The following is a 25,099-nucleotide window of genomic DNA, read 5'->3' on the forward strand; positions in this document are numbered from 1 at the left end:
ATAAAAAAAGAACAGGAAAAAGTGGATAGGATCGCGTAAAGTGACAACACAATTGACACCACGGAGGCGGAAATGAGTACCATCCATTTCAGAATCGATGAAGAAACCAAGCAACTGGCTATGCAGGCTGCGGATCGTCATCAGGTGAGTCTGACGGAATTGATGCGGCAACGTGCAGAGGAATTGGCAGAAGAAGAGCGTCAGTATCAGCGCAACGCGGGTGATGAATGGCTTGAAACGCAGATTCAGGAAGCGTTTTCTCGTTATGATGCGGGTGAAGGTGAGCTCGTCAGTAATGAGGACGTCAGCCAGAGAATGGATGCATTGAAAGCGCGGGCGGCGCGAGGTGAGTTGTGATATTTAAGGTCCGATGGGAGAAGCAGGCACTGGCAGATCGTGAAGGAATATACCGCTATCTGTATAAAGAGGCGGGGCTGGATGTTGCGAATGCGGCGGATGAAAAGTTTATTTCATCAGTCTCGGTGCTCGAAGCCACGCCAGAAGCGGGTACTGATATCGGAAAATCGGGGGAAAGGCGAAAACTGGTACTGACGCGATTCCCCTTCATTATCATTTATGCACTCAAGCGAAAGATAAACGAAGTGCATATCCTGCGTATATTACATACCTCCCGCAAACTGTCGGCGACCTACCGATAGCGTATTTACCCTCGCCCCAAAAAAATATGCTCACGATGGTATGCCATCTGGGACAGGCTGGGCGGGTAGGTGTCTGGCAGGTGGATTTGTTTGCCTTCGTATTGGACGAAATTGACGTCGCTGATGGCGCTTTTCAGTTTTTTGATGCGTGGAGAAAGCAGCATTTCGAGCGAATCATTGAAGCTAATCAGCCCCATATCAAAGGCTTTGTCGTGCAGGTTGGACAGGCAGAGACCGTTGCTGGGATCGAGGCGATATTCTGGCGTCGTTTTCCACGGTTGAATATGGCTGGCCACCAGTAGCGCGGGCTCTTCCAACCCGGTCACGCAGCAGCGTTCGCCGTAGTTGCTGAGTACGCGTTTGCGGAACAGCTGCTGACCAATACGCGTTTTTACCTGTGTAAGGCGCTCGCCGCCGTGATAATCAGGAATTTTGCTTTCGTTAGCCTGATACGGTGATGGCGCTGTTGTCGCTTCCGCCGCTCCTGCTTCGAGCGATATTATGGCCTGTTGGCACTGCTGTTCAAATAACTCAGGGTTATCGTCCATTTCCTGCCACAGCGCGCGGTCAGCGTTGGACGCGCCGCGCAAGCCAGTGCGACCCGAATCGATAATAAATGGATCGAGGCTGGCGAGATTCACTAGCTTCATCGCCAGTGCGGAAGGCGTGCGGTTAATCAGCTTGGCGTAGCGAATGATATCGGGGTTACGCGAATGCAGCCTGCCAAACGGTAGTTGGCTGTACAGGGTGAAGGCGATCAGTAGCTGATCTCGCGTCCAATGGTTGGTGGCAGCCATGCGTGTGTCGTCCGTTCGTTAGCGCATTCGGTTAGTGATAGCGCTAACTATGCCAGGTCAGTGCGTAAAATGCATGTGCTTGCCTGCGGCTGGATAATTGGTGCAGGCTGCGCTAACGTTCTGACAGCCTTCCTATTATGATGCCGAGAAACTATGCCCTGTTCTTCTATTCCCTTGTTTCGTCCCCTGTGTGCGTTGGCTCTGCTAGTGCTGGCGGGCTGTGCCAGCAAGACCGCGACGACACCGGAATCGCGGCCTGCGGATGTTCGTGCTCAACTACTCAAGCTGTTGCCAGACAGCGTGAAAGATCGTCAGGGCTGGGCGACCGATATCGCCACCGCATTTACCACGCAGGGGCTCGATCCCAGCAATGAAAATCTGTGCTCGGTGCTCGCGGTGACCGAGCAGGAATCGACGTTTAATGCCGATCCGCAGGTGCCGAATCTGTCGAAAATCGCCTGGCAGGAGATCGACCGTCGTGCGGAGAAAGTTCATGTTCCGGCATTTCTGGTGCGCACCGCGCTACTCATCAAATCCTCTAACGGAAAAAGCTACAGCGAGCGGCTCGATAAGGTGCGCACGGAAAAAGAGCTCAGCGCGATCTTTGATGATTTCATCGACATGGTGCCGATGGGGCAGACGCTGTTCGGTCGGCTGAACCCGGTGCATACCGGTGGGCCGATGCAGGTGAGCATCGCGTTTGCAGAAGCTAACGCGAAGGGCTATCCGTATACCGTGGGCGGCACGATTCGTCAGGAGGTGTTTAGCCGTCGTGGCGGGATGTATTTTGGCATCAAGCACCTGCTGGGTTATCCGGCGAATTATCCGCAGTCGATATACCGATTCGCGGATTTCAACGCGGGTTGGTATGCCAGCCGAAATGCGGCGTTCCAGCGTGCTGTTAGCCGTCTGACCGGGGTCAAGCTGGCGCTGGACGGTGATCTAATCAACTACGGTTCGGATAAAGCCAGCGCTACGGAACTGGCGGTGCGCGCATTGGGGAAACGTCTGGACATGAGTGATAGCGCAATCCGTCGTGCGCTGGAGAAGGGCAATAGCCTCGATTTTGAAGACACCAGCTTGTATGAGCGCGTCTTTGCGCTGGCGGATAAGTCAGGCAACAAGGCTCCACGTGTCATCCTGCCAGGAATTACGCTGGAAAGCCCGAAAATCACCCGTAAGCTCACCACGGCGTGGTTTGCCAATCGCGTTGATGAACGTCGCCAGCGGTGTTTGGCAAGGGCCAAATAGGCAACGCCCTCCACCAAGGGCGTTGCTGTCATGTATGGCGATTAGTGCATCAAACCGGCCATTGGCTGAGTTTGATGCCGCGTTCTTGCGCATTTTCGCGGAAATCTTCCAGCATCGTGCGGACATCAGGATCGATATAGTCGGCATTGTCGTGTTCTACAATCACGACGCTGTTGGCGGGGATCTTGTTGAGCAAGCCTTGCAGACGCGGGTTGTGCACAAACGTCAGGTTCTGCTGAAAGCTCAGGACAAAGTGATCGCCGTAGCGTGTGAGCTGCATCGCGTTGCGGTGGCTTTTATAAATGCTAAAAGCTAACTGGGTCACGATGCCAATCCCGATGCCTGCCAGCATCCCAAACACGATGATTCCGATAACGGTCGCCGCGAAAGGCACGAACTGTTGTAAACCCTGACGCCACAGCAGCAGGAACTGTTGCGGTGAAGCCAGCTTATAGCCGGTATACAGCAATACGGCTGCCAGACTGGCAAGCGGAATGACGTTGAGCAAGTCGGTCATGAACAGGCCGCAAAGCAGCAGCAGCACGCCGTGCAGCAGGATGGAGAACTTGGTACGCGCGCCGGCGTTGACGTTGACGGAGCTGCGTACGATCACGGCAGTAATCGGCAATCCGCCCAGAAAACCGCTGAGCATGTTCCCGATACCTTGCGCACGCATCTCTTTATCCGGCGAGGGCGCAGGGTGCTGCGGGCGAATTTTCTTCAACGCTTCCTGACTTAACAAGGTTTCCAGGCTAGCCACCAGCGCCAATGTCACCGCAACCACATAAACCGCCGGGTTCTTCCACGCCTGCCAGTCAGGGCGGGTCATCTCTCCCATCAACTGTTCCAGACTGCCAAACTCCGGCAGGACAATACGCGGCAGGTTATCGACCATCTCGGTAGACAGGCGCTCGCCGTAGACGGTAAAGAGTCCGCCAAAGAGCACGGCGACCAGCGGGCCGGGAAGCCAACTCAATGCGCTGATTTTCTGCACGGGCTTAGTGGTCCAAAGCCAGAGAATCGCCAGCCCGACCAGACAGACAGTCAGCGCGCTGGCGGAAAATCCAGGTTCGGAAGCGTCGAAGAGCGATTTTAAATCGTCCTCACCGTCCGAGCCGAAGGCAAGTGGGATTTGCTGAATAATCAGCAGGATGCCGATAGCAGACAGCATGCCTTTAATCACGGTGCCGGGGATGAGCGTAATGAAACGCCCGGCGCGCAGCAGGCCCATAATGCATTGCAGCACCCCTGCGAGCATGATCGCCAATAGCAATGCTGAAAACGATCCCAGGCTGGCGATAGAGCCGGAGACGATAGTAACCAGACCGGCGGCAGGGCCGCTGACGGCGTAGCGAGACGGACTGAACAGGGTGACGACGATACCGCCGACGACGCCGGTCAACAGACCGACAAAAGGAGGAAGACCGCTGGCCTGCGCGATACCGAGGCTCAGCGGCAGGGCAACAAGGAAGACGACGAGCCCCGCGGGGATATCATGTCGGAGTGTGCTCAGGTTCATGGGGATGCCTCCTGTTTCTGGGCGTGACGGTGGATGAGTTCTTTCAGGTGGCCGCTATGCAGGTCGTAGACACAGCCGAAAACATCAAGCTCAACGCCATTGCGCCAGGCTTTCTGCACCGGTTCACAGGCGATCAGGTGGGCGAACTGTGCCAGCACGTTGGCTTCCACCAGCTGATTCTGGCGCGTGCTTTCATCGGCATCGCTATCTTGCGAGGCGGCAATATGCGGCGAAAGCGCCTGACGCAAATCCGTAATGCGGCGGGAAAGGGCGGAATCCTCCTGAGCGAGCCCCATTTCGGGCAGGTTCACCGCCGCCTGAACACCGCCACAGCCATAGTGGCCGCAGAGCACGATGCGGGAAACATGCAGGTATTCGAGGGCATATTGCAGCACGCTCATGAAGTTATCGTCGTCTGCCACCACCATATTCGCGATGTTGCGGTGAACAAAAAGCTCGCCGGGCGCAGAACCCGTCAGCACTTCGGCAGGCACTCGGCTGTCTGAACAGCCGATCCAGAGTGAATGGGGCGTCTGGCCCTGCGTGTGCTTTCTGAAATAGTGTGGATGGCGTTGGCGACGCAACGTAGCCCAACTGCGATTCTTGGCTAATAGGGGTTTTAATGTCGTCAAATTAAACTCTCTCTTTAGAAAACACAGGGATATTTTCCGCCCAGTTGGGAAGGAAAACGGAATCATTAATTATTAGCCTTCACTTAATTAAGTTAGGCATAATTAAATTTAGTTCTGGTGTTTTCTAAATTGTGACGTTTATTGAGACTTTTCTTATATTGTTATTTGTTTTTTATATAACTTTAAATTCCATTTAAATCCTTTAAAAGCAATGAGTTGTGATTTATATCCTTATAATAAGAAAAAGCTATTTTACTTAACCGCATTTGAGGTTAGGTATTTAATGTTGCATTGATATTGCAATTTACATCCTTATTGCCAAGCCTTTTTATATAAAGTAATGCGTTATCGACATCCACTTTAATTAGTTAATTAAAGCGACGAGGGTACCAATTACAATTATGTTTGGAAATATAAAATAGATTTTATCTACATTAACCCAATATAAAGTGTGGAAATAAATAGAAGAGATATAGAGGAAATATAGAGAGGGAAGTGAAGAGGGATATACGGGATATATCGTCTAAATAATGGAGAGGGAGCCGGGCTATATCGCCCGGCTAAGAGAACAGCAGATATCTGCTGTCGGCCACTTAAGCCCGCATGTCTTTATGCTCTATCTTGATAACAGCGCTTGCCGCAAAGGCTGCTGCGGTGCGCTGTCGTCAACCTTGAAACGGCTGACCAGTGATTCCATTTCAATCGCCTGTTCATCCAGTAACTGGCTGGCAACGGAAGCCTGAGAAACCAGCGTCGCATTCTGCTGCGTGACCATCTCTAGCTGGCTGAGCGCTTCGTTTATTTGCGCGATGCCTAGCGACTGTTCATCGGCGGCGACCGCGATTTCATTTACCAGATCGCGCACTTTACGGGTGCCGGCGACGATGTCGTTAATTCCCCGGTTTGATTGATTCACCAGCTTCGTCCCTTCGCTGACGCTGGCAATACTGTCGGCGATGAGCGCGCGGATTTTGCCCGCTTCGTCAGCACTGCGCTGCGATAGCTGACGAACCTCTGCCGCGACGACAGAGAACCCGCGGCCATGCTGCCCCGCTCGTGCGGCCTCAACCGCCGCGTTCAGTGCCAGCAGGTTGGTCTGAAAGGCAATGGCATCAATGGCGGAAACTACCGCGTTCACGCGCTGGCTGGCGTCCTGAATTTTTTCCATCGCACCGCTAGCCGACTCGGTAATGGTGCCGACGCGGTGCGCCTGATCGTCCACCTCCGTCGTCAACTGACGTGCCTGTCCGGCAAAGTCGGCGGTTTGTTTTACCGTAACGGTAATTTCTTCCATGCTGCTGGCGGTTTGCACCAGCGAAGCGGATTGCTCTTCGGTACGCTGCGCCAGATCCTGATTGCCGTTGGCGATCTCGCTGCTGGCTTGTCCGATCGTCTGCGAGCTGCGCTTAATGCTCACCACCATGTCGGCGATGTTTTCCAGTGAGGCGTTATACGCCTGATTTAGTTGCGACAGTTCGTCGGTTCCCGGCACGCGCAGGCGGCGTGTAAGATCCCCGCCCATCTCGCGAATAGTCGTCAGCGTTTGCTGAAGTTGCTCGTTGATGCTGCGCATGACCATGGAAGCAAGGCCGAGCGCCATGAGCAGAGAAATCAACGCTCCGGCCAGGTAGCTGATCCATGACTGGCGGGCATTGGCGGCTAAGGTATTCACCTGTGCCGTCAGGTCGTTGGTGGCGAGCTGTTCAACCTTTTTCAACTCATCGATTTTTGCCGTTTGTTGGTTAAACCACTGGCTGGCATCGATATCAAAATTGCCGCCAGGCGAAGTGATAGCTTTGTTGCGCATCTGAAGTGCGCTTTGTGCAGAAGGATTGTTGAGGGCCTGTTCAAAAGCCCGGCGCAGCTCGGGATTGGCGAACATGTTGTAGGCCGTGGTGTAGGCATCTCCCCGGCCAACCATCTGGTTCAGACGTTCGAACATACCGGTAGCAAAGCTATTAGCAGAGAACGCGTTGGAGAGCACGGCGCGTTCAAGCCCAGCCTGTTCTTTGACGTTCAGCAGATTGTAATAGGCCGCCAGCCGCTGGGCGATACCACCGTCGCTGACCAGATGGGCCATATCCCCGACGATATTCAGCAGATTGCTGACTGAATCGGAATAGTAGCCAATCGCTTGGGCGACGGGTATCGATATGCTATCGACACTGCGGCGATGTTCCGCAAGTTGCTGTGTTTTCTGTGTAACGCGACCGAGTGCTTCGCTGACGGCATCGCCAAGCTCGGCGCGGCTCAGGTTTGCGGCGGTTTGCTCAAGCACCTGCTGTGCCCGATCGGTGGCTTGCCGCTGCGTGGTGAGCTCCGGGCCAAAATTTTTCCCCTGACTACCAAAATAGCCCGCGCTCAAGCCGCGCTCACGCTGTAGCTGGTGGGCGTACTCGCCTGCGTCGCGCGCCAGTGTGATGAGCTTCTCCATACGGATCATTTCATTTTCTGTGCTGCGGCGTTCCATTACGCCGGAAAAACTGAACCAGAGGAGGGCAAGGATGGGCGGGAGAAGGGCAAGAATGAACTTACTACGGATCGAGATGTGATGAAGGGATTTCATAGGTGTGCTCCATAGCCTGCAAGTAGTCCGTTCCTGACATGTGCAGTTTGCAAAAGTAGACAGGGGGTTTATTTTAGTTTCGGCCTAATAGGGGAATGGTTTAGCGCTGACCCCATGATTCCCTTAAAAAAACCATGCCTATTTTGCTTACCACCCCATTGATAAGAATATATTGCTTATTATTTAATTGCTTATATATTTTTTCTCTCTTTTTTTGCAACAAGATCGTTAACTTATGATACATCCAAGGTGGTATGTATTTTTGCCACTGTATTGGTATTTTTACAGTCTAGATGACGGTGAGCAGCATCGTGACGTTAATCAGTGAAATCAGGGTAAGAAAGAAGACAACGATCCTGAATGCGTGGCGAGAAGGTTTCATAGCGGCTCCTGATTCGGCGGGCGACAGCGCACCCGCCGTGAAGAGGTAAATAAGGGATCAGAACCACTGGCCGAAGCGGCGGATATAGGCGCGTTTGACCAGTTGAGCGACAGTGCAGTAGCCAATCAGCGTGGCGGCCAGCCACGGGAAATATTCCCACGGCAGCGGCTGTAAACCGACCAGCGGCCCCAGCGGTGAGAACGGTAGATAGATGCCCAGCGCCATCACCAGCCCGGTCATCAACATCACTGGCAGCGCCGCTGTACTCTGAATGAACGGGATCTTCTGGGTACGCAGCATGTGCACCACCAGCGTTTGTGACAGCAACCCCTCAACGAACCAGCCTGACTGAAACAGAGCCTGATGCTCTACGCTGTTGGCGGCAAACACGAACCACATCAGCGCGTAGGTGGTGATGTCAAAAATCGATGACGTTGGCCCGATACACAGCATGAAGCGCCCGATATTTTTGGCATCCCATTTACGCGGTTTACGCAGGAACTCCTTATCCATTTTGTCCCACGGCAGCGACAGCTGAGAGATGTCGTACATCAGGTTCTGAATCAGCAGATGGATCGCCAGCATCGGCAGGAACGGAATAAAGGCGCTGGCGACCAGCACGGAAAACACGTTGCCGAAATTGGAACTGGCGGTCATGTTCAGGTATTTGATGATATTCCCGAACGTCTCGCGCCCTTTGATCACGCCTTCTTCCAGCACCATCAGGTTCTTTTCCAGCAGAATGATATCGGCCGATTCTTTGGCGATATCCGTGCCCGTATCGACGGAAATCCCGATATCCGCATCGCGCAGGGCGGGGGCATCGTTGATACCGTCGCCCAAAAAGCCGACCGTATGGTTATTCCCCTGCAACGCTTTCAGCACGCGGGATTTTTGTAGCGGCGTCAGTCGGGCAAAAATGGTGCGTTGTTCTACCAGTACGCCGAGCTGTTCATCGCTGAGCGCATCGATAGCGTTACCTTCCAGCACCTCGCACGGCTCCAGTCCGACATCGCGGCAGATCTTGCTGGTAATAATCGCGTTATCGCCCGTCAGAACTTTAACCGTCACACCGTTTTCATGCAGGGCGCGAATGGCGGCAGAGGCGCTTTCTTTCGGCGGATCGAGGAACGTCAGCAGGCCGCAAATTGTCAGGTCGCGTTCATCTTCGGCACTGAGTGGCAGCGTGCTGCCCACCGGACTCAGTTCCCGGGTGCCAATCATCAGCACACGGAACCCTTGCTGGTTGTAGCTTTCCGCCAGCGTTTTCAGCGCATTGCGGCGCGCGTCGTCCAGTTCATACTGCTGTCCGTTCTCACTGACATGCGTGGCAACCGCCAGCATTTCTTCTACTGCTCCTTTGCAAATCAGGCGTTGCTGGTTGTGTTCATCGGCAACGATGATGGACAGACGGCGGCGAATAAAATCAAACGGCAGCTCATCGATTTTGCGATAGCGGCCTAGTGCGGCGATGGCAGGATTATGACGACCAAAATGCATGATGGCCTGATCCATCAGGTTTTTCATGCCGCTCTGGTGTGCGCTGTTGAGCCAGGCGAGCTGGAGTACACTTGTATCGATCTGACCCTGCGTATTCAGGTGATGTTCAAGGATGATGCGATCCTGCGTTAGCGTGCCGGTTTTATCGGTGCACAGGACGTCCATCGCGCCAAAGTTCTGAATCGCGTTCAGGCGTTTGACCACCACTTTGCGCCGCGCCATGGCAATCGCGCCTTTTGCCAGATTGGATGAGACAATCATCGGCAGCATTTCTGGTGTCAGGCCGACCGCCACCGCCAGCGCAAACAGGCTGGCCTCCATCCAGTCGCCTTTGGTGAAGCCGTTAATCAGCAGCACGACCGGCACCATCACAATCATAAAGCGGATCAGCAGCCAGCTTACGCTGTTCACGCCGCGATCGAAGGCGGTTTGGGATCGGGTGCCGACGATGGATTTTGCCAGCGAACCGAAGTAGGTGTGGCTGCCGGTCGCTACGACAATCGCCGTTGCTGTGCCGCTGGAAATGTTGGTGCCCATCAGACAAATGTTGGAGAGTGCCAGCAGATCGCTTTCGCCGCCGCTACCTGCGGGCTGACAGCCTTTGGCGCTGATATCGCTGAATACGTCGTATTTTTCGATCGGCAGCGATTCACCAGTCAGTACCGCCTGGCTAACGAACAGATCGCGTGATTCCACCAGCCGAACATCCGCTGGCACCATATCGCCGGCGGAAAGCGTCAGAATATCGCCGGGAACCAGCTGTTGAAGCGGAATTTCCTGCAAGACGGCGGTGGCGTTGGCGTGAGGACGACGCAGCACGGTGGCCGTTGTCCGCACCATCGATTTCAGTGCTTCTGCGGCTTTATTGGTCCGAAACTCCTGCCAGAAGCGTAGCAGGCCGCTCAGGCTCACCATCACCAGAATGATGATCACACCAGTGAGCGATGTCTCTTCGTTATGGCGCAGCGGTAGCCAGTAATCGGTGAAAAAGCTGATAGCGGCCAGCGCCATCAGTACGTAAATAAATGGGTTATTAAACGCGGCGGCCAGTTGCACCAGCGCATGGGGTGCTTTTTCGTGGGCGACGCGGTTTTCGCCATAGGTTTGCTGACGCTCAATGACGTCATCATGGCTTAAGCCGTGCAGATGAGTATTCAGGTTAGCCAGCGTTTGGTCGAGGCTATTTTGCGCCTCGCGGGCAATCGCAAAGGTGGCCGTGGGTGTCTTACGGGCGCGGCGATATCCCGTTTGCGTGATCATATGGGTCATGATGCTGCTCTCTTAATGTTGCCTGTCCGCCGCGCACGGGCGCGCATCCCGGATAAAGGGACGTAAAGCGGAAAAAAATGAAGGTATTAAGGGGGGTAAACAGCGCAGGCGGAGAGAACAGAGAGGTCGAGGAAGAAGACAGTCCTTATTCTAACGGATGCGGTTTACCGGGCCATCGAGGGTGCTCGTCCATGTTGTCTCCTTATCGCCGTGCGGCGAGGTATAAAAATAGTCGTCAGTTGACGAAACCGACTACGTAAAAACACAGTACGTAGTTTAGTGGTGCAACCATAACCCTGTTTGCCTAAACCGGACGTCAACGTTTGTTCGTGAGTGAGATCGGGTGTGCTTGCCGCTAATCAGCGGGCGTCGGCGGCGTATTGCTATGCAGTGGGTGAGAGGCTTGTTGCCCCGCCGAGTGGTCGACGGGGCAGAGGAGAATTAATGAATTCTCAGCATGTGGTCTTGGTTAACTTTGAAGAAACGAACGGCATCGCGTAGCTGTTCGCCCTGTTCTGTCATGGCGTGCGCCGCCGTGGCGGATTCTTCAACCAGTGCGGCATTCTGCTGGGTGACCCGATCCATCTGTTCTACCGCCACGCTGATCTCTTTGATGCCGATATGCTGCTCGTTGGAGGCCTGAGAAATCTCTGCCACGATATCCGTCACCTTTTTCACCGACAGCACAATTTCCGACATCGCCTGGCTGGCTTTGTCTGCCCGCGCGGAGCCGTCAGTAATCTTCTCAACGGTGCCTTCGATCAGCGTCTTGATCTCTTTAGCCGCGTTGGCGCTCTTCTGTGCCAGCGTGCGGACTTCGCCGGCTACGACGGCAAAGCCTTTCCCTTCGCTGCCTGCTCTGGCCGCTTCTACTGCGGCGTTCAGGGCAAGGATATTGGTCTGGAAGGCAATGCCTTCGATCACGGCGATAATATCAACGATCTTCTGCGAACTGTCGGAGATCTCATGCATACGCTTGAGCATGTCGTCCACGATAAGCCCGCCTTGAGAAGCGGTTTCCGAGGTTTGCTGCGCCAACTGGCTCGCTTCTTTGGCGTTATCCGCGTTCTGGCGCACGGTGTGCGTCAACTGCTGCATATTGGCCGATGCCTGAATCAGTGAAGCCGCCTGCTCTTCGGTACGCTGTGACAGGTCGCTGTTGCCCTGAGCAATCTCACTGGACGCCAGCGTGATGGATTCACTGCCGTTCATGATGGTGTGTACGGTATTCACCAACTGCCGATTCATGTGGTTGATGGAGGCCAGCAGGCTGCTGTTATCCCCCTGACGCAGCTTGATTTCCGTTGTGAGATTACCAGAAGCAATCTCGGTCATGATTTCCTGCGCGTAATTCGGGTCGCCGCCGAGCTGGCGCGAAATATTACGTGAGATCACGGTGGCGATAACGACGGTCGTCAGCAGAGCGAGCAGCAGCAATCCCCAGACATAGTATTGTGACGTCCGATACGTCGAATTGGCACCGTCGACGATATCTTTTGCCGTCGCCACTTCCATCTCCACCAGCTTGGCCAAATCTTTCATTAGCTGACTACGGTACTTGGAAGAGCTTGCACCGCTGATTTTGCTGGCTTCTGCAAGATCGCCCCGATTGACCGTATCAACCAGCGTGGAATTGACCGAGTTAAAGCCGGAGAAATTTTCGCCAATTACCTTAATCAGCGCTTTTTTATCCTCGCTGTTAGCAACGGTTTGGTAGTTCTTAAACGCGGCAAGGAAGGCATCGGCGTTTTGCAGTAATTCTTTGCGGTGGCCTTCGCGCTCCTCGGGGGTTTTAGAATCGATATACTGAATTTGCTGCAAACGCGTTTCAGACAATGCACCGCGCATTTCCAGACTATATCGCACGCCAGGCAGGCTGCTGCTGCTTAATTCATCAATACGGCTATTATTAACGCTAAGTTGGAGTAGTGAAACCACACCTAATAACAACATCATGGCTATCAGGACGGAAAAACCGAGTAATAACTTGGAAAGTACTGTGAGTTGAGAGAATTTCATCGCTATTCTTATTGATTATAGAGAGAAGGTAGTAGTGATAACGGCAAATAAAATAAGATCTTTATAATGTGTAATTCGATAAAGTGGTGCCGGTGAATAAACAGAGTTTAATAATAACCAAATTGATTATATCGAGACTAAATTCTGTTTTATTTCAATGTGACAACGGATTATGGTGATGGGTTGTTTTTGAAGGGAGGGTTGTTAATCATTGTTTTAATAAATGTTTTTATTTTTAATGTGAAAAACAAAGCATTCACAAACAGAGAGAATAAAATGTGATTGCCATCAATAATTAATAAATATTTATGTGTTTAATAAAAATAATGCTTATATGTAACGGAATCCATTAATTAAATGACAAATTATTTCTTTCTTCTGTCCTCCGTCATCTTTCTTATGCCTTCAAAATAATGTTACAGCGGTAATACTTTAATTATATTACCGCTGCACGATTCTCCTCAGTCCAGATAGAACACGGGTTCCAGCGCATCGCTGACCGGGCTGTTATCAGGGTTGGAGGGCATGATATCGCTCATGTGCTTCCACCAGCGCTGACAGACATCCGTTTGTGCAATCGCTTCCCAGCGTGCTTCGGACTCGACCTCGACATAGCCGAACAGCAGATTGCGCTGTTTATCCAGAAAAATGCTGTAATGGTGCGCACCGTGGTTCTTTAGCACCTCGGCCAGTTCCGGCCAGATAGGATTGTGGCGACGCTGATATTCATCGTGGCTGTCAGGAAAAACCGACATCACAAAAGCCTTACGCAACATGGATGAGTCCCCCGTAGTCGTTGGCAGAACGCCACGGCGGTAATGCCGTGGCGAGTTGAGGCTGAAGCTAGTGCTATACGCATTACACGCACTGCATGCGTTACACAACCTACACGCGCAGCGCGGCTTCCATTGGTGTGACGCCGAAACGTTTACCCAGCGCGATCAGCTCTTCGGTCGAGATCGTCTGCTTCTTACCGCCCATCGATATCACTTTTACCATCACTTCGGCAGATTTCTCTGCGGTATCGATCAGGCCGAAGGCCTCGTCCAGCGTCGGTCCTGTGCCGAAGATGCCGTGGAAAGGCCACAGCACCAGCGAATGACGCTTCATTTGTTCGGAGGTGGCATCGCCAATGGCATCTGTGCCCGGCACCATCCACGGCACAATCCCCACGCCGTCTGGGAAAACGACCAGACACTCCGTGCTGCCTTCCCACAGTTCACGCGTGAACTTCGCGGTATCCAGTTCCAGCACATAGCTCAGGGCGATCAGATTGGTCGCGTGGCAGTGCATGATGACGCGATCGCGCCCGTGGGTCACGCCCATACGGACAATGTGCGACTGGAAATGCGAGGCCAGTTCAGACGTTGGCAGGCCGCCGTTGGTCAGCCCCCAGAAAATGCGATAGCCTTTGCCGTCGCTATCGACCTGTAACACCACCAGTGAATCAGCCGGATCCAACTGCACGTTGCGGAAGAATTTGCCGGAGCCGGTGACGATAAACCAGCAGTCTGCCAGCGCAGGCATCGGCTGTGATAACGCCTCGTGGCGCGGCTGCGGGTAGAAATCGCTTTCATAAGGCGTCACATCCTCAGCCGTCAGGCGCAGGCTGACGTTACCGCCGTTACGTTCGTCCCAGCCTTTGAGCCACATGTCGCTGGTGGCTTTAATCATTCCCTGTACAAACCAGGAAGAGAGAATTGCTTGCATAGTCTTACCCTTGACGTTGAGTGAGGATGGTTTCTTCATACTGACGCACCTGTTGCAGCCATTCGCTGCCCGGGATGACGTCATGACGCTGGCAGTAGTGTTCCCACACGGCCTGCCACGGCAGCGATTTTTGCTCTTCCAGCAGGGCCAGACGCGCGGTGTAATCGCCGTTTTGCTCCAGTGTGCGCAGCGTTTCTGTCGGTTCCAGCAGCGCGCGCAGCAGGGCTTTCTTCATGTTGCGGGTGCCGATAACCCAGGCCGCGATGCGGTTGATTGAGGCATCAAAGAAATCGAGCCCGATATGCACGCGGTTAAGCAGCTTATGGCGCACGATTTCGTGGGCGATGGCCTGCGTTTCGTCGTCCAGCAGCACCACATGGTCGCTGTCCCAGCGTACCGGACGGCTAACGTGCAGCAGCAGGCGTGGAACGTACAGAATCGCGCTGGAGATCTTGTCGGAAATCACTTCGGTTGGGTGGAAGTGTCCGGCATCCAGACAGAGCGCGGTGCCGCGGCTGGTCGCGTAGCCGAGGCAGAATTCGCTGGAGCCGACGGTAAAGCTTTCTGCGCCGATCCCGAACAGCTTACTTTCCACCGCATCGATATGGTGTGCCTGATCGAGCGGTTCGGCGATGACCTCATCCAGTGCGCTGAGCAGTCGCTGGCGGAATGCCAGACGATCGATGGTCAAATCTTTCATGCCGTCCGGCACCCAGATGTTCATGACGGACGGCGTGCCGAGTTCACGCCCAAAGTAGGCGGAAATCCGGCGGCTAGCCTGACAGTGTTCAATCCAGAAGCGGCGGACTTTTTCGTCCGGGTGCGACAGGGTAAAACCGTCCGCGCTCAGCGGGTGAGAAAAGCAGGTCGGGTTAAAATCCAGCCCGAGCTTGTGGTGCTTGGCCCATTCAACCCAGGTGCTGAAATGCTCAGGGGCAATCTCGTTACGGGCGACGGGCTGGGCGGATTCCAGATAGATGGCGTGCAGGTTCAGCCGTTTTGGACCGGGGATCAGCGCAAACGCCTGTTCCAGATCGGCACGCAGCTCATCTGGCGTGCTCGCTTTGCCGGGGTAGTTGCCAGTAGCCTGAATGCCGCCGGTCAACGGTCCGCCGGTGTTCTCGAATCCAGCCACATCGTCACCTTGCCAGCAGTGCATTGACACCGGAATCTGATCGAGCTGTTCCAGCACGGCCTCTACATCAATATTCAGGCTGGCGTAACGCGTTTTTGCCAGCTGCCAGGCAGCTTCAATTGGTGTGCTCATTGCGTTGTCTCCTTTTTGCCCTGTGGGGCGGTTTCTGGCTGGCTGAGCGCCTGAAAACGACGCCAGTGCCCGGCAAAATCACTCTCCGCACGCGGGGTATAGCGATGCAGAGGGAAGTTATGAGTCAGCATGTGCCGGAAGGCGGCAAGGTCGGCAACGGCGCCCAGCGCCATCAGTTGGCAGCCGATGTTGCCAAGCGTTGAGGCCTCGACCGGCCCGGCCAGAACCGGAATCTGGCACACATCGGCGCACAGCTGGTTCAGGAAGGCGTTCTGGCTGCCGCCGCCGACAATATGCAACTGGCGGATTGGCGCATGGCGCAGTTCGCCGAGTTCCAGCACCACCTGCCGGTAGAGCAGCGCGAGGCTGTCGAAGATGCAGCGTGCCAGTTCGGCATCGCTGTGGGGCACAGGCTGGCCGTGCTCACGGCAATAGTCGCGGATCGCCTGATGCATGGATGGCGGATTGATAAAGCGATCGTCATTGGGGTTAATCAGGCTGGCGAAGGCGGGCACGGCGGCGGCGGACTGAATCAGCGCGCCTAAATCCTTGATATTACGCTCCTGACAAACGCGCTGTAGCAGCCACAGACCCATGATATTTTTTAGCACCCGATAGGTGCCGTCTACGCCGCCTTCGTTGGTGATATTGGCGGCCAGCGCCTGCGGGCTATTAAACGGCGTGTCGCTCTCGATGCCCATTAGCGACCAGGTGCCGGAACTGAGGTAGGCGCTGTCGCGGCTCAGCAACGGTGCGCCGACTACCGCGCTGGCGGTATCGTGCGTGGCGACAGCGGTAACGGGAATGTGTCGTCCGCTTGGCGCTGTCCAGTTCCCGACGGCGTGCCCCGGTTGTACCGGATCGCTCAACCAGCGGCGCGGGATGCTCAGATAGTCCAGCAGTTCACTGTCCCAGGTTTTCTTTTCCAGATTAAGCAGTTGGGTCGTGCTGGCGTTGGTGTATTCGCAGACGACATTCCCCGTGAGGCGATAGTGAAAATAGTCGGGGATCATCAGCAGGTGTGCCACCTGAGCCAGATCGTCAGGCGGCGCATCGCCCAGCGCTTTAAGCTGGTACAGCGTATTAAACGGCAGGAACTGAATGCCGGTACGCTGATAGATCGCCTCACGTCCCAGTTCTGCGGTAACCGCGGCCATTACGCCGTCGGTGCGGTGGTCGCGATAGGAATACGGCAGGCCAACACGCTTCCCGTCCTTATCGAGTAGCACATAGTCCACGCCCCAACTGTCGATCCCGATGCTATCGGGGGCGATACCCATGGCATCGATTTGGTGTAATCCGGTGAGGATATCGCCTTCTAGCGCGGCCAGATCCCACTGATGATGGTTGTCCTGAAACACCAGCGTATTGCTGAAACGGTGAATTTCTTTCAGCGTCAAATGCTGCGTTGCGGTGTGCAAGGTTGCCAGCATGACCCGACCACTGGATGCACCTAAATCCACCGCCACGATATTCTTCACCGCCATAGCCGCACTCCTTACTTGTTGGATGTGTTGCAGTGTAAGGAGCGGTAACAGAAGCCACCTTCCTATGAGTGCCATCAACAACAGGCGGCTGGCAAAATGACAAAGCTGACCGTGAAAGGGCTCACAATCTGGGAAATTATTTAGGGAATAACCACGAAAAAATCAGGGAAAAGGCGGTGTGATCCTTACCACACTTCAATCAATTAGGCGGTGCGATCTTAAAAAAAGAGCAGCCAGACGGCGTGCGGGTGACGGTATTTCAAGGCTGGTTTTGTAGCTTATGGCTACCCTTTTTCAAAGGCTGCACTTTTGCCAGAGGCTGAATGGAGAACTGAAATGACGTTACTTCGTGGTGATGATTTTTTTACTTCGCGTGCCGTAACGGTTGCGGTGGAGCCGCGTACCCCACAAGCGGCGTTTCCTGAGCACTATCATGATTTCTGGGAAATTGTGCTGGTGGAGCAGGGCGCAGGCGTCCATGTGTTTAACGATCAGCCCTATGCACTGTGCAGCGGTTCGGTATTCTTCGTTCGTGATAACGATCGGCATCTTTTTGAAGACGTCGAAGGGCTGTGCCTGACGAACATGCTGTACCGCTCGCCGCGCGGATTCCGCTTCCTTTCCGATATCGCCGCCTTTTTGCCGTATGGCCCGAACGGCGAGTGGCAGGGGCAATGGCAGGTCAATGCGGTGGGAATGCAGCAGCTGAAACAGTCGATGAACAGTCTGGCTGAACTGGCGCAGAGCGATGCACCGGAAGCGATTGCCGCCAGCGAGAGCCTGTTTCTGCACATTCTGGTGCAACTGCGCCAGCACTGTTTTCAGACGCAGGCCAACGGCTCCGAGCGTCAGGGGGTACAGGCGCTGCTGGGCTGGTTGCAAAACAACTACAGCGAAGAGGTCAACTGGGGCAGTCTGGCCGATCGGTTCTCGCTGCCGCTGCGTACGCTGCACCGTCAGCTCAAACAACACACCGGTATGACGCCACAACGCTATCTGAATCGGTTAAGATTACTGGAGGCTCGTCGGCGGTTGCAGCAGAGTGATGATTCCATCACCACGATTGCGCACGCCTGTGGATTTAGCGACAGCAATCACTTCTCGACGCAATTCCGCAAGGCATTCTCGCAGGCGCCTAAATCACTGCGCCATCAGGCGTTTTCTCGTGAAGAGTAGGTAACGGCAACTGCGGGTGAGGGAATGGCGACAGCAATACGGGGTTTGAAATTACAGACTGAAGACTATTTCCTCACCGACAAGAATGCCGTGATGGTTGCCGAACGGCACCCACAGCCCGTGTTTCCGCTGCATCATCATGATTTTGATGAACTCGTCATCGTCTGGCGTGGCAATGGCCTGCACCTCTGGAACGATGTGCCTTACCGTATTACTCGTGGCGATATGTTCTATGTCTCCGCGAACGATCGCCACAGCTATGAATCCGTCCACGAGCTTGAGCTGGACAACATTCTCTATATTCGCAATCGCCTAACGTTATCTGCCGATTGGCAAGCGTTACTGCCGGGCGGGGAGCTTCCACAAAGCCAGCGCTACTGGTGTTTAGGCTCGGAAGGCATGGATACCCTTCGCGAGAAGGTGGACGCGCTGAGTCAGGAGTGCATGAAATCGGATGCGCTGTCGCTGCAATTGAGTGAAGCGCTGCTGTTGCAGATTGCGCTGCTGGCGGCGCGCTATCGCCACACGCCGAATAGTCCGCAACTGGCCGATGCGCACCCGTTGGATATGTTGATGAATGCGCTGCGTGCCAGCATCGCGGCACCGTTCCGCTTTGAAGCCTTTTGCGAACAGCACCACTTCAGCGCCCGCAGTTTGCGTGCGCGCTTTAAAGAGCAAACCGGCATGAGCGTGCCGCACTACCTGCGCCAACTGCGGCTATGTAAGGCGATGGAGCTGCTGCGTTATGATCTGCAAACCATCGGCGACGTCGCCGCGCTGTGTGGTTTTGAGGACAGTAACTACTTCTCTGTGGTGTTCCATCAGGCGTTCGGCGTTTCGCCCAGCGCTTATCGCCAGCGCTTCCTGAATGTGGAGTGACACCCGCATCGTTCGGGGTTAATATCACTGGTGACACCAATGATATTAACCGGAGCACATGATGGCTGACACCACACGTCAAACCACGACGCTGCGCATCGATCAGGACATCAAAGAACGACTGAAAACGCTGGCCGATGACCGCAACAGCTCAGCCCATGCGCTGATGCTGGAAGCGATTGCCGAATACGTTGAACGGGAAGAAAAACGCAGCCAGTATCGTAAAGAGGCGTTGGCCGCGTGGGAAGACTATCAGGACACTGGCAAACATATCACCGCAGATGAGACCGTTACCTGGTTAGAATCCTGGGGTTCTGGACATGAACAGGATGCGCCTGCATGCCACAAGTGATCGTTTCAGAACGCGCGAGGCGTGATTTGCAGCGTCTACAGGATTTTCTAAAAAACAAAAATGCGCTGGCCGCGAAAAAGGCCGCTGAAGTTTTGATTCGGGGCATTCGTCAGTTAGAAGCGCTGCCGAATATCGGGCGACCAGTGGAACATCTTCCCCTTGAATATCAAGAGTTGGTGATCGAATTCGGCAGCAGCGGGTATGTGATGCTTTACCGTCACGATGAGCTGACCGGCAGAGTGGTGATACTGACCGTTAAACATCAAAAAGAAGCTGGTTATCAAAACCCGTAATGCTGTCTCTCTGAGATTTATCGGTCAGCGGAGCCATATGCTCGGGTAGTCACATTCAGCGTGCCACGACAATTCGACATGGCTCTCCTGCTTCAACATGAATTCCCGCTTCAACATCCCTATTCCGCCACCGTCGAGAGTAACAGGCGCGTGTAAGGATGCTGAGGCTGATTGAAGATTTGTTCGACCGGCCCGGTTTCTACGATATCCCCGTCCTTCATGACCGCGATGCGGTGGCTCATGTGCTGTACCACGCCCAGATCGTGGGAGATGAACAGCATTGTCAGCCCCAACTGGCGCTGCAACGCCACCAGTAAATCCAACACCTGCGCCTGTGTAGTGACATCCAGTGCCGATACCGGCTCGTCGCAGATCAGGATTTCAGGATCTGAGGCCAGCGCTTGTGCGATGGAGACGCGCTGACGTTGACCGCCGGACAGCGCCGTAGGGCGTCGGGTCAGCAGATCGGGCGTCAAGCCGACATACTCCAGCAGCGTCAGAATACGTCGCTGTTTCTCATCGTCACTCAGATCGCGGCGCAAGCGCAGCGGTTGGTTCAGAATCTGGGCGACGGTAAATTGTGGAGCGAACGAACTGAGCGGATCCTGTGTGATCGTCTGAATTCGGGCGCGTAGCGGACGGCGCTCGCGTTCCGTTAACCTGCTCCAGGCATTGTCTGCGAGTCGGATTTCCCCGCTGTCTGGCTTTTGCAGAGCCAGAATGACTTTGCCCAGCGTGGTTTTACCTGAGCCGGATTCCCCGACGATACCCAGCGTTTCGCCGCGCTTGATCTGGAGAGAAACCTGATTGACGGCCTGCATCCGGCTACCGTCCGGACGCTTGAACGACACCGCAATGCGATCCGCCGTCAGGGCTATCGCGTCGGTGTTGGCGTGATTCGCTGCCAGAGACGCCGCTGATGGTGCAATACCGCTCTGTAACGGATCGACACCGGCTAGCCACTTTCCTCGCGTAGATGCGGTCGGGATCGCCGCCAGCAGCTTGCGGGTGTAGGGATGTGTCGGCGCTGACAGAATCTGCCGCGCCTCACCGCCTTCTACCAGCGCGCCGTGCTGCATGACAATGACGCGATCTGCGACGTCCGCGACGACGGCAAGATCGTGAGTGATCAGCAGAACACCGTGCCCCGCCTGTGCTAATGCGGTGAAGACTTTCAGCACCTGCTTTTGCACTGTGGCATCCAGCGCGGTGGTGGGTTCATCGGCAATCAGCAACTGTGGGCCGGCTGCCAGCGCGGAGGCAATAAGCGCGCGTTGACGCAGGCCGCCGGACAGCTCATGCGGATACTGCGCCGCACGATTCTCAGGATCGGGAATGCCTGCCTTCGTCAGGAGTTCGGCGACGCGGGCGGGAATTTGCTCGCGGGGCAACAGGCGATGGGTCAGAATCGGCTCGGCAACTTCCTGACCGATTTTGCGCAGCGGGTCGAGAGACACCAGCGCATCCTGCAAAACAAAGCCAATTTCACGGCCGCGAATCACCCGCCAGTCGCGATCGGTCAGATAGCGTAAATCGCACAGGCTGCCATCATGGCGCGTGAGTTCAATCGCGTTTGCCTGTACGTCAACGCCTTCACCGGATAAACCTACCAGCGTGCGGGCGGTGACGGATTTTCCTGAACCCGATTCGCCGACCAGCGCCAGAATTTCTCCGGCATTCACCTGAAAAGAGAGGTTTTTAACCGAACGAATGGGGCCGGATGGGCTGGGAAACGTGACGCTCAAGTTCTCCACACGTAGCAGCGGCGTCTTCGCCGGTGCATCTGAAGACGAATGAGAGGAGTGAGGGAGTGTGTTCAGGCTCATCGTGCCTCTCCTTTTGCCAAAATAGCCTGTAAACGACGCCCCAGCAGCGTGATGGAAATTACCGACAGCGCGACGACGCTAGCGGGCAGCAGGCTGACCCACGGCGCAATATCAAGGAAGTTACGTCCATCGGCCAGTAGCGCGCCCCATTCGGCGGTCGGCGGAACGACGCCCAATCCCAAAAAGCTCAGCGCTGAGGCAGACAGCACCGCGTGGCCGACGCCAATGGTGGCGACAATCAACAGCGGACGCAGCGTATTGGGAATGATATGGCGAAAAACGATATACAGCGGGTGCTCGCCCAGCGCAATCGCATGCTCAACATAGCCGGATAATCTGACTTGCAGCACCTGAGAACGGATCAAACGCGCATAACCCGCAATCCCCGCCAGACCGACGGCCAGCATGGTGTTTTCCGGGCCGCGTCCTAGTACGGCGATCACCAGCAGCGCCAGCAACAGATCGGGAAACGCCAGCATGATGTCCAGCAGGCGTACCAGAACCTGACGGATACGCAGCGGTGCGAGCACCGAGAGCGTACCAAACAGCACGCCGCCGAAGCAGGCGATCAGCATCGCGCCGACGCCAATACCCAGCGACAGCGAGGTGCCGTGAACGATGCGGGAAAAAATGTCGCGCCCCAGTTGATCGGTGCCGAACCAATAAGTGCTATTCGGCGACTGGAATACCGCCCCCATATCCATTTCATCGGCGGTGCGGCTGGTAAACAGCGAAGGGAAAAAGACCGCTAGCGCCAGCAGGAAAACGATAGCGGCAGGCAGCAGCGTCGCCGTGCTCAGCCACGGGTTGCGATAGGTTTTTCTTGATGGTGTCTGCGTGAAGGGCATTGGTTCACTACTCATGGGCGCTCGCCTTCTTGCGTAAACGGGGATCGATGAGGAGATACAGCGCATCCACCAGCAGATTGATGACGACGAACAGGAACGCGGACAGCATGACGACGCCGAGCACCAGCGGCATGTCGCGGTTTTCAATCGCACTCAGCGTGACCTGCCCGATACCCGCGCGGCCAAAGACGGTTTCGGTCAGCACGGAGCCGCCGAGTACGCTTGCCAGCAAGGTGCCGGTCAGCGTTGAGGCGGCCAGCGCCGCGTGGCGCAAACCGTGACGGAAACGCAGCCGGATTTCGCTGACGCCGCGCGTGCGTACAGTGAGCGAGAACGGCTGGGAGAGCGCATCTTCCAAACCGTCGCGCAGTACCTGGCTTAGAATGGCGGCAATCGGCAAGCCTAGGGTGATAACCGGTAACACCAGCGACATAAAACCGTCGTTGCCAGTGACAGGAAACCATTGCAGGCGAAAACTGAACAGGCTTAATAGCACGATACCAATCCAGTAGACCGGTGTGCTAAGCAGCGTCAGTTCCAACCACGATACGCTAGTGCGCAGCGCACCATAGCGGCCTGCGGTGAGCAGCGCGCTGGTAATTGCGAGGAGCAGAGCCAGAATTAGGCCACCGAGCGCCAGCGGCAGGGTTTCATGCATTGCATCACTAATCACGCTGCCGACTGGCAGACGATAGAGATAGCTGACGCCAAAATCGCCCTGTAGCGCCTGTCCACAGTAGCGCAGATATTGCACCCACAGCGGCTGATCGAGCCCAAATTGTTTGATGAGTACGGCGCGATAGGCTTCATCCACCACGTTATCGCCGCCGCTGAGAATAGCGACGGGATCGCCGGGGATCAGTTTGACGGCAATAAACGTCAATGTGGCTGCGCCCCAGAGCACAGCCAGAATGGTGAGTAGACGTTTACCTAGCGCGTACAGATTAACGTTTAATCCAGACATCATAGAAGTTCGGTTTTGCGTTGGTGGCCCAGCTTATGCCCTGTACCTGTTTGGACAGGCCGAGTTGGTAGGCTGGAACATACAGCGGAACAACATACGCCTGATCGATGACCTCACGCTGTATTTCGCTGTAGAGCTGTTTACGTTCCGCGTCACCCGCGCCAATGGCTTTTCTCAGTTTACCGTCCAGCACGCTGATGCGAGTAAAGCCGTTACCGTTCGGTGGCGCATAGGCAGAATCGAACACGGTACGCAGAATATCTGGCTCTGCACGCACGAAGAAGTTAGAGGCGATATCGTACTCGTTGGCATTGGTGCGTGTGGTGAATTCACCCGCATCAACTGGCGTCAGTTTGACTTCGAAGCCTGCCTGCTTCACCTGATATTGCACCGCCTGGAACAGCGCGACATCTGCGGCTTCAACGTTGGTTGAAGCATAAACGAAGCTGACGCTCAGGCGCTTGCCATCTTTAGTACGGAACCCTTCGCCGTCTTTCTGTTTCCAGCCTGCGTTATCCAGCAGTTCGTTGGCTTTTTTTACATCAAAGCCCCAGCGGGACGCGACGCTCGGATCGTAGTACAGCGTGGCCGGGCCGAGAACGTTATCGGCGGATTTCAGCGTACCGAAGAAGGCAACCTTCACTGCCGCGTTGGTATCTACCGCGCTCTGGAATGCCTTACGTACCGCGACATCCTGGAAAGGGCCTTTGGTGGTGTTGAGATAGAGTACGCGGTTAACGCCCGGGTTCTCATAGGTAATTACTTCCAGCTTTGGATTGCGCTTCACCGTCGGGAAATTGGCAGGCGGCACGGCGTCAATGGCCTGAATCTGGCCGCTGCTCAGTGCGCCAAGGCGAACCGACGCTTCTGGCAGATATTTGAACACCAGACCATCCAGATAGGCTGGGCCAGTGTGCTTGGCATAACCCGGTCCCCAGTTGTAATCAGGGCGCTTCGTCAGCTTGCTGCCGCTGCCTTTCACAAAGGAATCAAGAATAAACGGACCAGAACCCACCACGGTGGTGCTGGTGTTTGGTGTTTTCTTCAGGTACGTCGGCGATTGGATGCCCAGATATGGCAGGCTCAGCCCCTGCAACAGCGCCGCAAACGGTGAGCTGTAGTGGAGCACAATCGTATAGTCATCCGGCGTTGAGATCTTGTCGATAGGACCTAACAGCGATTTCGCGTAGCTGGAGGTGGTTTTCGGATCGAGAATACGCTCAATGTTGTATTTCACCGCTTCCGCATCCAGCTTGGTGCCGTCGCTGAACGTCACGTCCTTGCGCAGGTGGAAAGTGTACTCGGTATTGTTGTCGTTAATTTTCCAGCTTTCCGCCAACCAGGGCGTAAAGCGGTTATCTTCCGCCTGTCCTACCAGTGAATCCACCACGTTGCGGGAAATCAGCGCCGTTACACCATAGGCCGTAATGTGCGGGTCGATGATCGGCGTATCGCTACCCAGACCTACGTTCAGAATACCACCGGATACCGGTTTTTCACCGCTTTGTGCAGCGTAAGCACCGGGATTGAGTGCGAAAAGCAGCGTGAGTAATCCTGCTGCGAGAGTCGTAACTTGCGGGTGATTTTTTTCCATTCCCTGTGTCCTTTACGATGACATGAGGCCATACACGGCGGTCTTTTCGCTACTCTAGAGAGCGGTCTTATGCATGTAAAAGAATAAAAATTGATTTTCAATTCCATAA

The 25,099-nt window shown here is 54.9% G+C and carries 21 protein-coding genes; 7 read left to right on the top strand and 14 right to left on the bottom strand.

Annotated features, from left to right (window positions below):
- Positions 1–72 precede the first annotated feature (72 nt).
- Positions 73–357: a DNA-damage-inducible protein J gene (locus BUB06_RS05300; protein ID WP_010296161.1), complete on the top strand. Its 285-nt coding sequence runs from the start codon at positions 73–75 to the stop codon at positions 355–357.
- On the top strand, positions 354–659 hold the full coding sequence (locus tag BUB06_RS05305) for a type II toxin-antitoxin system RelE/ParE family toxin (RefSeq protein ID WP_039470496.1): 306 nt from the start codon (positions 354–356) through the stop codon (positions 657–659). Before BUB06_RS05300 ends, BUB06_RS05305 begins: the two co-directional genes overlap by 4 nt.
- Before the next feature lie 5 nt (positions 660–664).
- On the opposite strand, the gene BUB06_RS05310 is transcribed toward BUB06_RS05305, so the two are convergent.
- Entirely contained in the window at positions 665–1,456 is a 792-nt protein-coding gene (locus BUB06_RS05310) for an HNH endonuclease (RefSeq protein WP_039470500.1), read from the bottom strand.
- Positions 1,457–1,609: 153 nt separating this feature from the next.
- Here BUB06_RS05310 and BUB06_RS05315 point away from each other — a divergent pair, with 153 nt between their 5' ends.
- Entirely contained in the window at positions 1,610–2,707 is a 1,098-nt protein-coding gene (locus BUB06_RS05315; RefSeq protein ID WP_039470501.1) for a DUF1615 domain-containing protein, read from the top strand.
- Between the two features lie 49 nt (positions 2,708–2,756).
- On the opposite strand, the gene BUB06_RS05320 is transcribed toward BUB06_RS05315, so the two are convergent.
- The 9 genes from BUB06_RS05320 to rhaB all read right to left on the bottom strand — a co-directional run bounded on the left by BUB06_RS05320 (position 2,757) and on the right by rhaB (position 17,058).
- Positions 2,757–4,226: a SulP family inorganic anion transporter gene (locus BUB06_RS05320; protein WP_010296178.1), complete on the bottom strand. Its 1,470-nt coding sequence runs from the start codon at positions 4,224–4,226 to the stop codon at positions 2,757–2,759.
- Positions 4,223–4,891 carry a carbonic anhydrase gene (locus BUB06_RS05325; protein ID WP_072012979.1) on the bottom strand — a complete coding sequence of 223 codons (669 nt, stop codon included), beginning with the start codon at positions 4,889–4,891 and terminating at the stop codon, positions 4,223–4,225. Before BUB06_RS05325 ends, BUB06_RS05320 begins: the two co-directional genes overlap by 4 nt.
- Before the next feature lie 583 nt (positions 4,892–5,474).
- Entirely contained in the window at positions 5,475–7,424 is a 1,950-nt protein-coding gene (locus BUB06_RS05330; protein ID WP_039470504.1) for a methyl-accepting chemotaxis protein, read from the bottom strand.
- A gap of 439 nt (positions 7,425–7,863) precedes the next feature.
- A complete protein-coding gene (gene mgtA, locus BUB06_RS05335) occupies positions 7,864–10,575 on the bottom strand; it encodes a magnesium-translocating P-type ATPase (protein WP_039470505.1) in 2,712 nt (903 codons plus the stop codon).
- Positions 10,576–11,016: 441 nt separating this feature from the next.
- Positions 11,017–12,594: a methyl-accepting chemotaxis protein gene (locus BUB06_RS05340; protein WP_039470507.1), complete on the bottom strand. Its 1,578-nt coding sequence runs from the start codon at positions 12,592–12,594 to the stop codon at positions 11,017–11,019.
- 461 nt (positions 12,595–13,055) lie between these two features.
- Positions 13,056–13,370, bottom strand: a complete 315-nt coding sequence (gene rhaM, locus BUB06_RS05345) for an L-rhamnose mutarotase (RefSeq protein WP_010296192.1) — start codon at positions 13,368–13,370, stop codon at positions 13,056–13,058.
- Positions 13,371–13,479: 109 nt separating this feature from the next.
- Positions 13,480–14,304: a rhamnulose-1-phosphate aldolase gene (gene rhaD, locus BUB06_RS05350; protein WP_010285281.1), complete on the bottom strand. Its 825-nt coding sequence runs from the start codon at positions 14,302–14,304 to the stop codon at positions 13,480–13,482.
- A 4-nt stretch (positions 14,305–14,308) separates the two neighbouring features.
- The gene (locus BUB06_RS05355) at positions 14,309–15,571 is read right to left on the bottom strand and encodes an L-rhamnose isomerase (RefSeq protein ID WP_010296200.1); all 1,263 of its coding nucleotides are present in this window, start codon (positions 15,569–15,571) and stop codon (positions 14,309–14,311) included.
- Positions 15,568–17,058 (bottom strand): rhamnulokinase, encoded by a 1,491-nt coding sequence (rhaB, locus tag BUB06_RS05360; protein WP_039470509.1) that lies wholly within the window; start codon positions 17,056–17,058, stop codon positions 15,568–15,570. The genes BUB06_RS05355 and rhaB overlap by 4 nt, the downstream gene beginning before the upstream one ends.
- 336 nt (positions 17,059–17,394) lie before the next feature.
- On the opposite strand from rhaB, the gene rhaS reads away from it, so the two are divergent.
- The 4 genes from rhaS to BUB06_RS05380 all read left to right on the top strand — a co-directional run bounded on the left by rhaS (position 17,395) and on the right by BUB06_RS05380 (position 19,758).
- Entirely contained in the window at positions 17,395–18,234 is an 840-nt protein-coding gene (rhaS, locus tag BUB06_RS05365; RefSeq protein WP_039470510.1) for an HTH-type transcriptional activator RhaS, read from the top strand.
- A gap of 24 nt (positions 18,235–18,258) precedes the next feature.
- Entirely contained in the window at positions 18,259–19,113 is an 855-nt protein-coding gene (locus BUB06_RS05370) for a helix-turn-helix domain-containing protein (RefSeq protein ID WP_072886120.1), read from the top strand.
- Between the two features lie 61 nt (positions 19,114–19,174).
- On the top strand, positions 19,175–19,465 hold the full coding sequence (locus tag BUB06_RS05375; protein WP_010296210.1) for a CopG family ribbon-helix-helix protein: 291 nt from the start codon (positions 19,175–19,177) through the stop codon (positions 19,463–19,465).
- Positions 19,453–19,758 carry a type II toxin-antitoxin system RelE/ParE family toxin gene (locus BUB06_RS05380; RefSeq protein WP_010296214.1) on the top strand — a complete coding sequence of 102 codons (306 nt, stop codon included), beginning with the start codon at positions 19,453–19,455 and terminating at the stop codon, positions 19,756–19,758. The genes BUB06_RS05375 and BUB06_RS05380 overlap by 13 nt, the downstream gene beginning before the upstream one ends.
- 119 nt (positions 19,759–19,877) lie before the next feature.
- On the opposite strand, the gene BUB06_RS05385 is transcribed toward BUB06_RS05380, so the two are convergent.
- Genes BUB06_RS05385 through BUB06_RS05400 form a run of 4 tightly spaced genes read right to left on the bottom strand, consistent with a single transcriptional unit; the run spans position 19,878 to position 24,990 of the window.
- Positions 19,878–21,584: a dipeptide ABC transporter ATP-binding protein gene (locus BUB06_RS05385; protein WP_039470515.1), complete on the bottom strand. Its 1,707-nt coding sequence runs from the start codon at positions 21,582–21,584 to the stop codon at positions 19,878–19,880.
- The gene (locus BUB06_RS05390) at positions 21,581–22,447 is read right to left on the bottom strand and encodes an ABC transporter permease (protein ID WP_010296221.1); all 867 of its coding nucleotides are present in this window, start codon (positions 22,445–22,447) and stop codon (positions 21,581–21,583) included. The genes BUB06_RS05385 and BUB06_RS05390 overlap by 4 nt, the downstream gene beginning before the upstream one ends.
- Complete coding sequence (locus BUB06_RS05395; protein ID WP_039470517.1) at positions 22,440–23,399, bottom strand: ABC transporter permease; 960 nt, start codon at positions 23,397–23,399, stop codon at positions 22,440–22,442. The genes BUB06_RS05390 and BUB06_RS05395 overlap by 8 nt, the downstream gene beginning before the upstream one ends.
- Positions 23,377–24,990, bottom strand: a complete 1,614-nt coding sequence (locus BUB06_RS05400) for an ABC transporter substrate-binding protein (protein ID WP_039470519.1) — start codon at positions 24,988–24,990, stop codon at positions 23,377–23,379. The genes BUB06_RS05395 and BUB06_RS05400 overlap by 23 nt, the downstream gene beginning before the upstream one ends.
- Positions 24,991–25,099: the final 109 nt, after the last annotated feature.

It is taken from the genome of Pectobacterium carotovorum (genome assembly GCF_900129615.1).
Lineage (GTDB): Bacteria > Pseudomonadota > Gammaproteobacteria > Enterobacterales > Enterobacteriaceae > Pectobacterium > Pectobacterium carotovorum.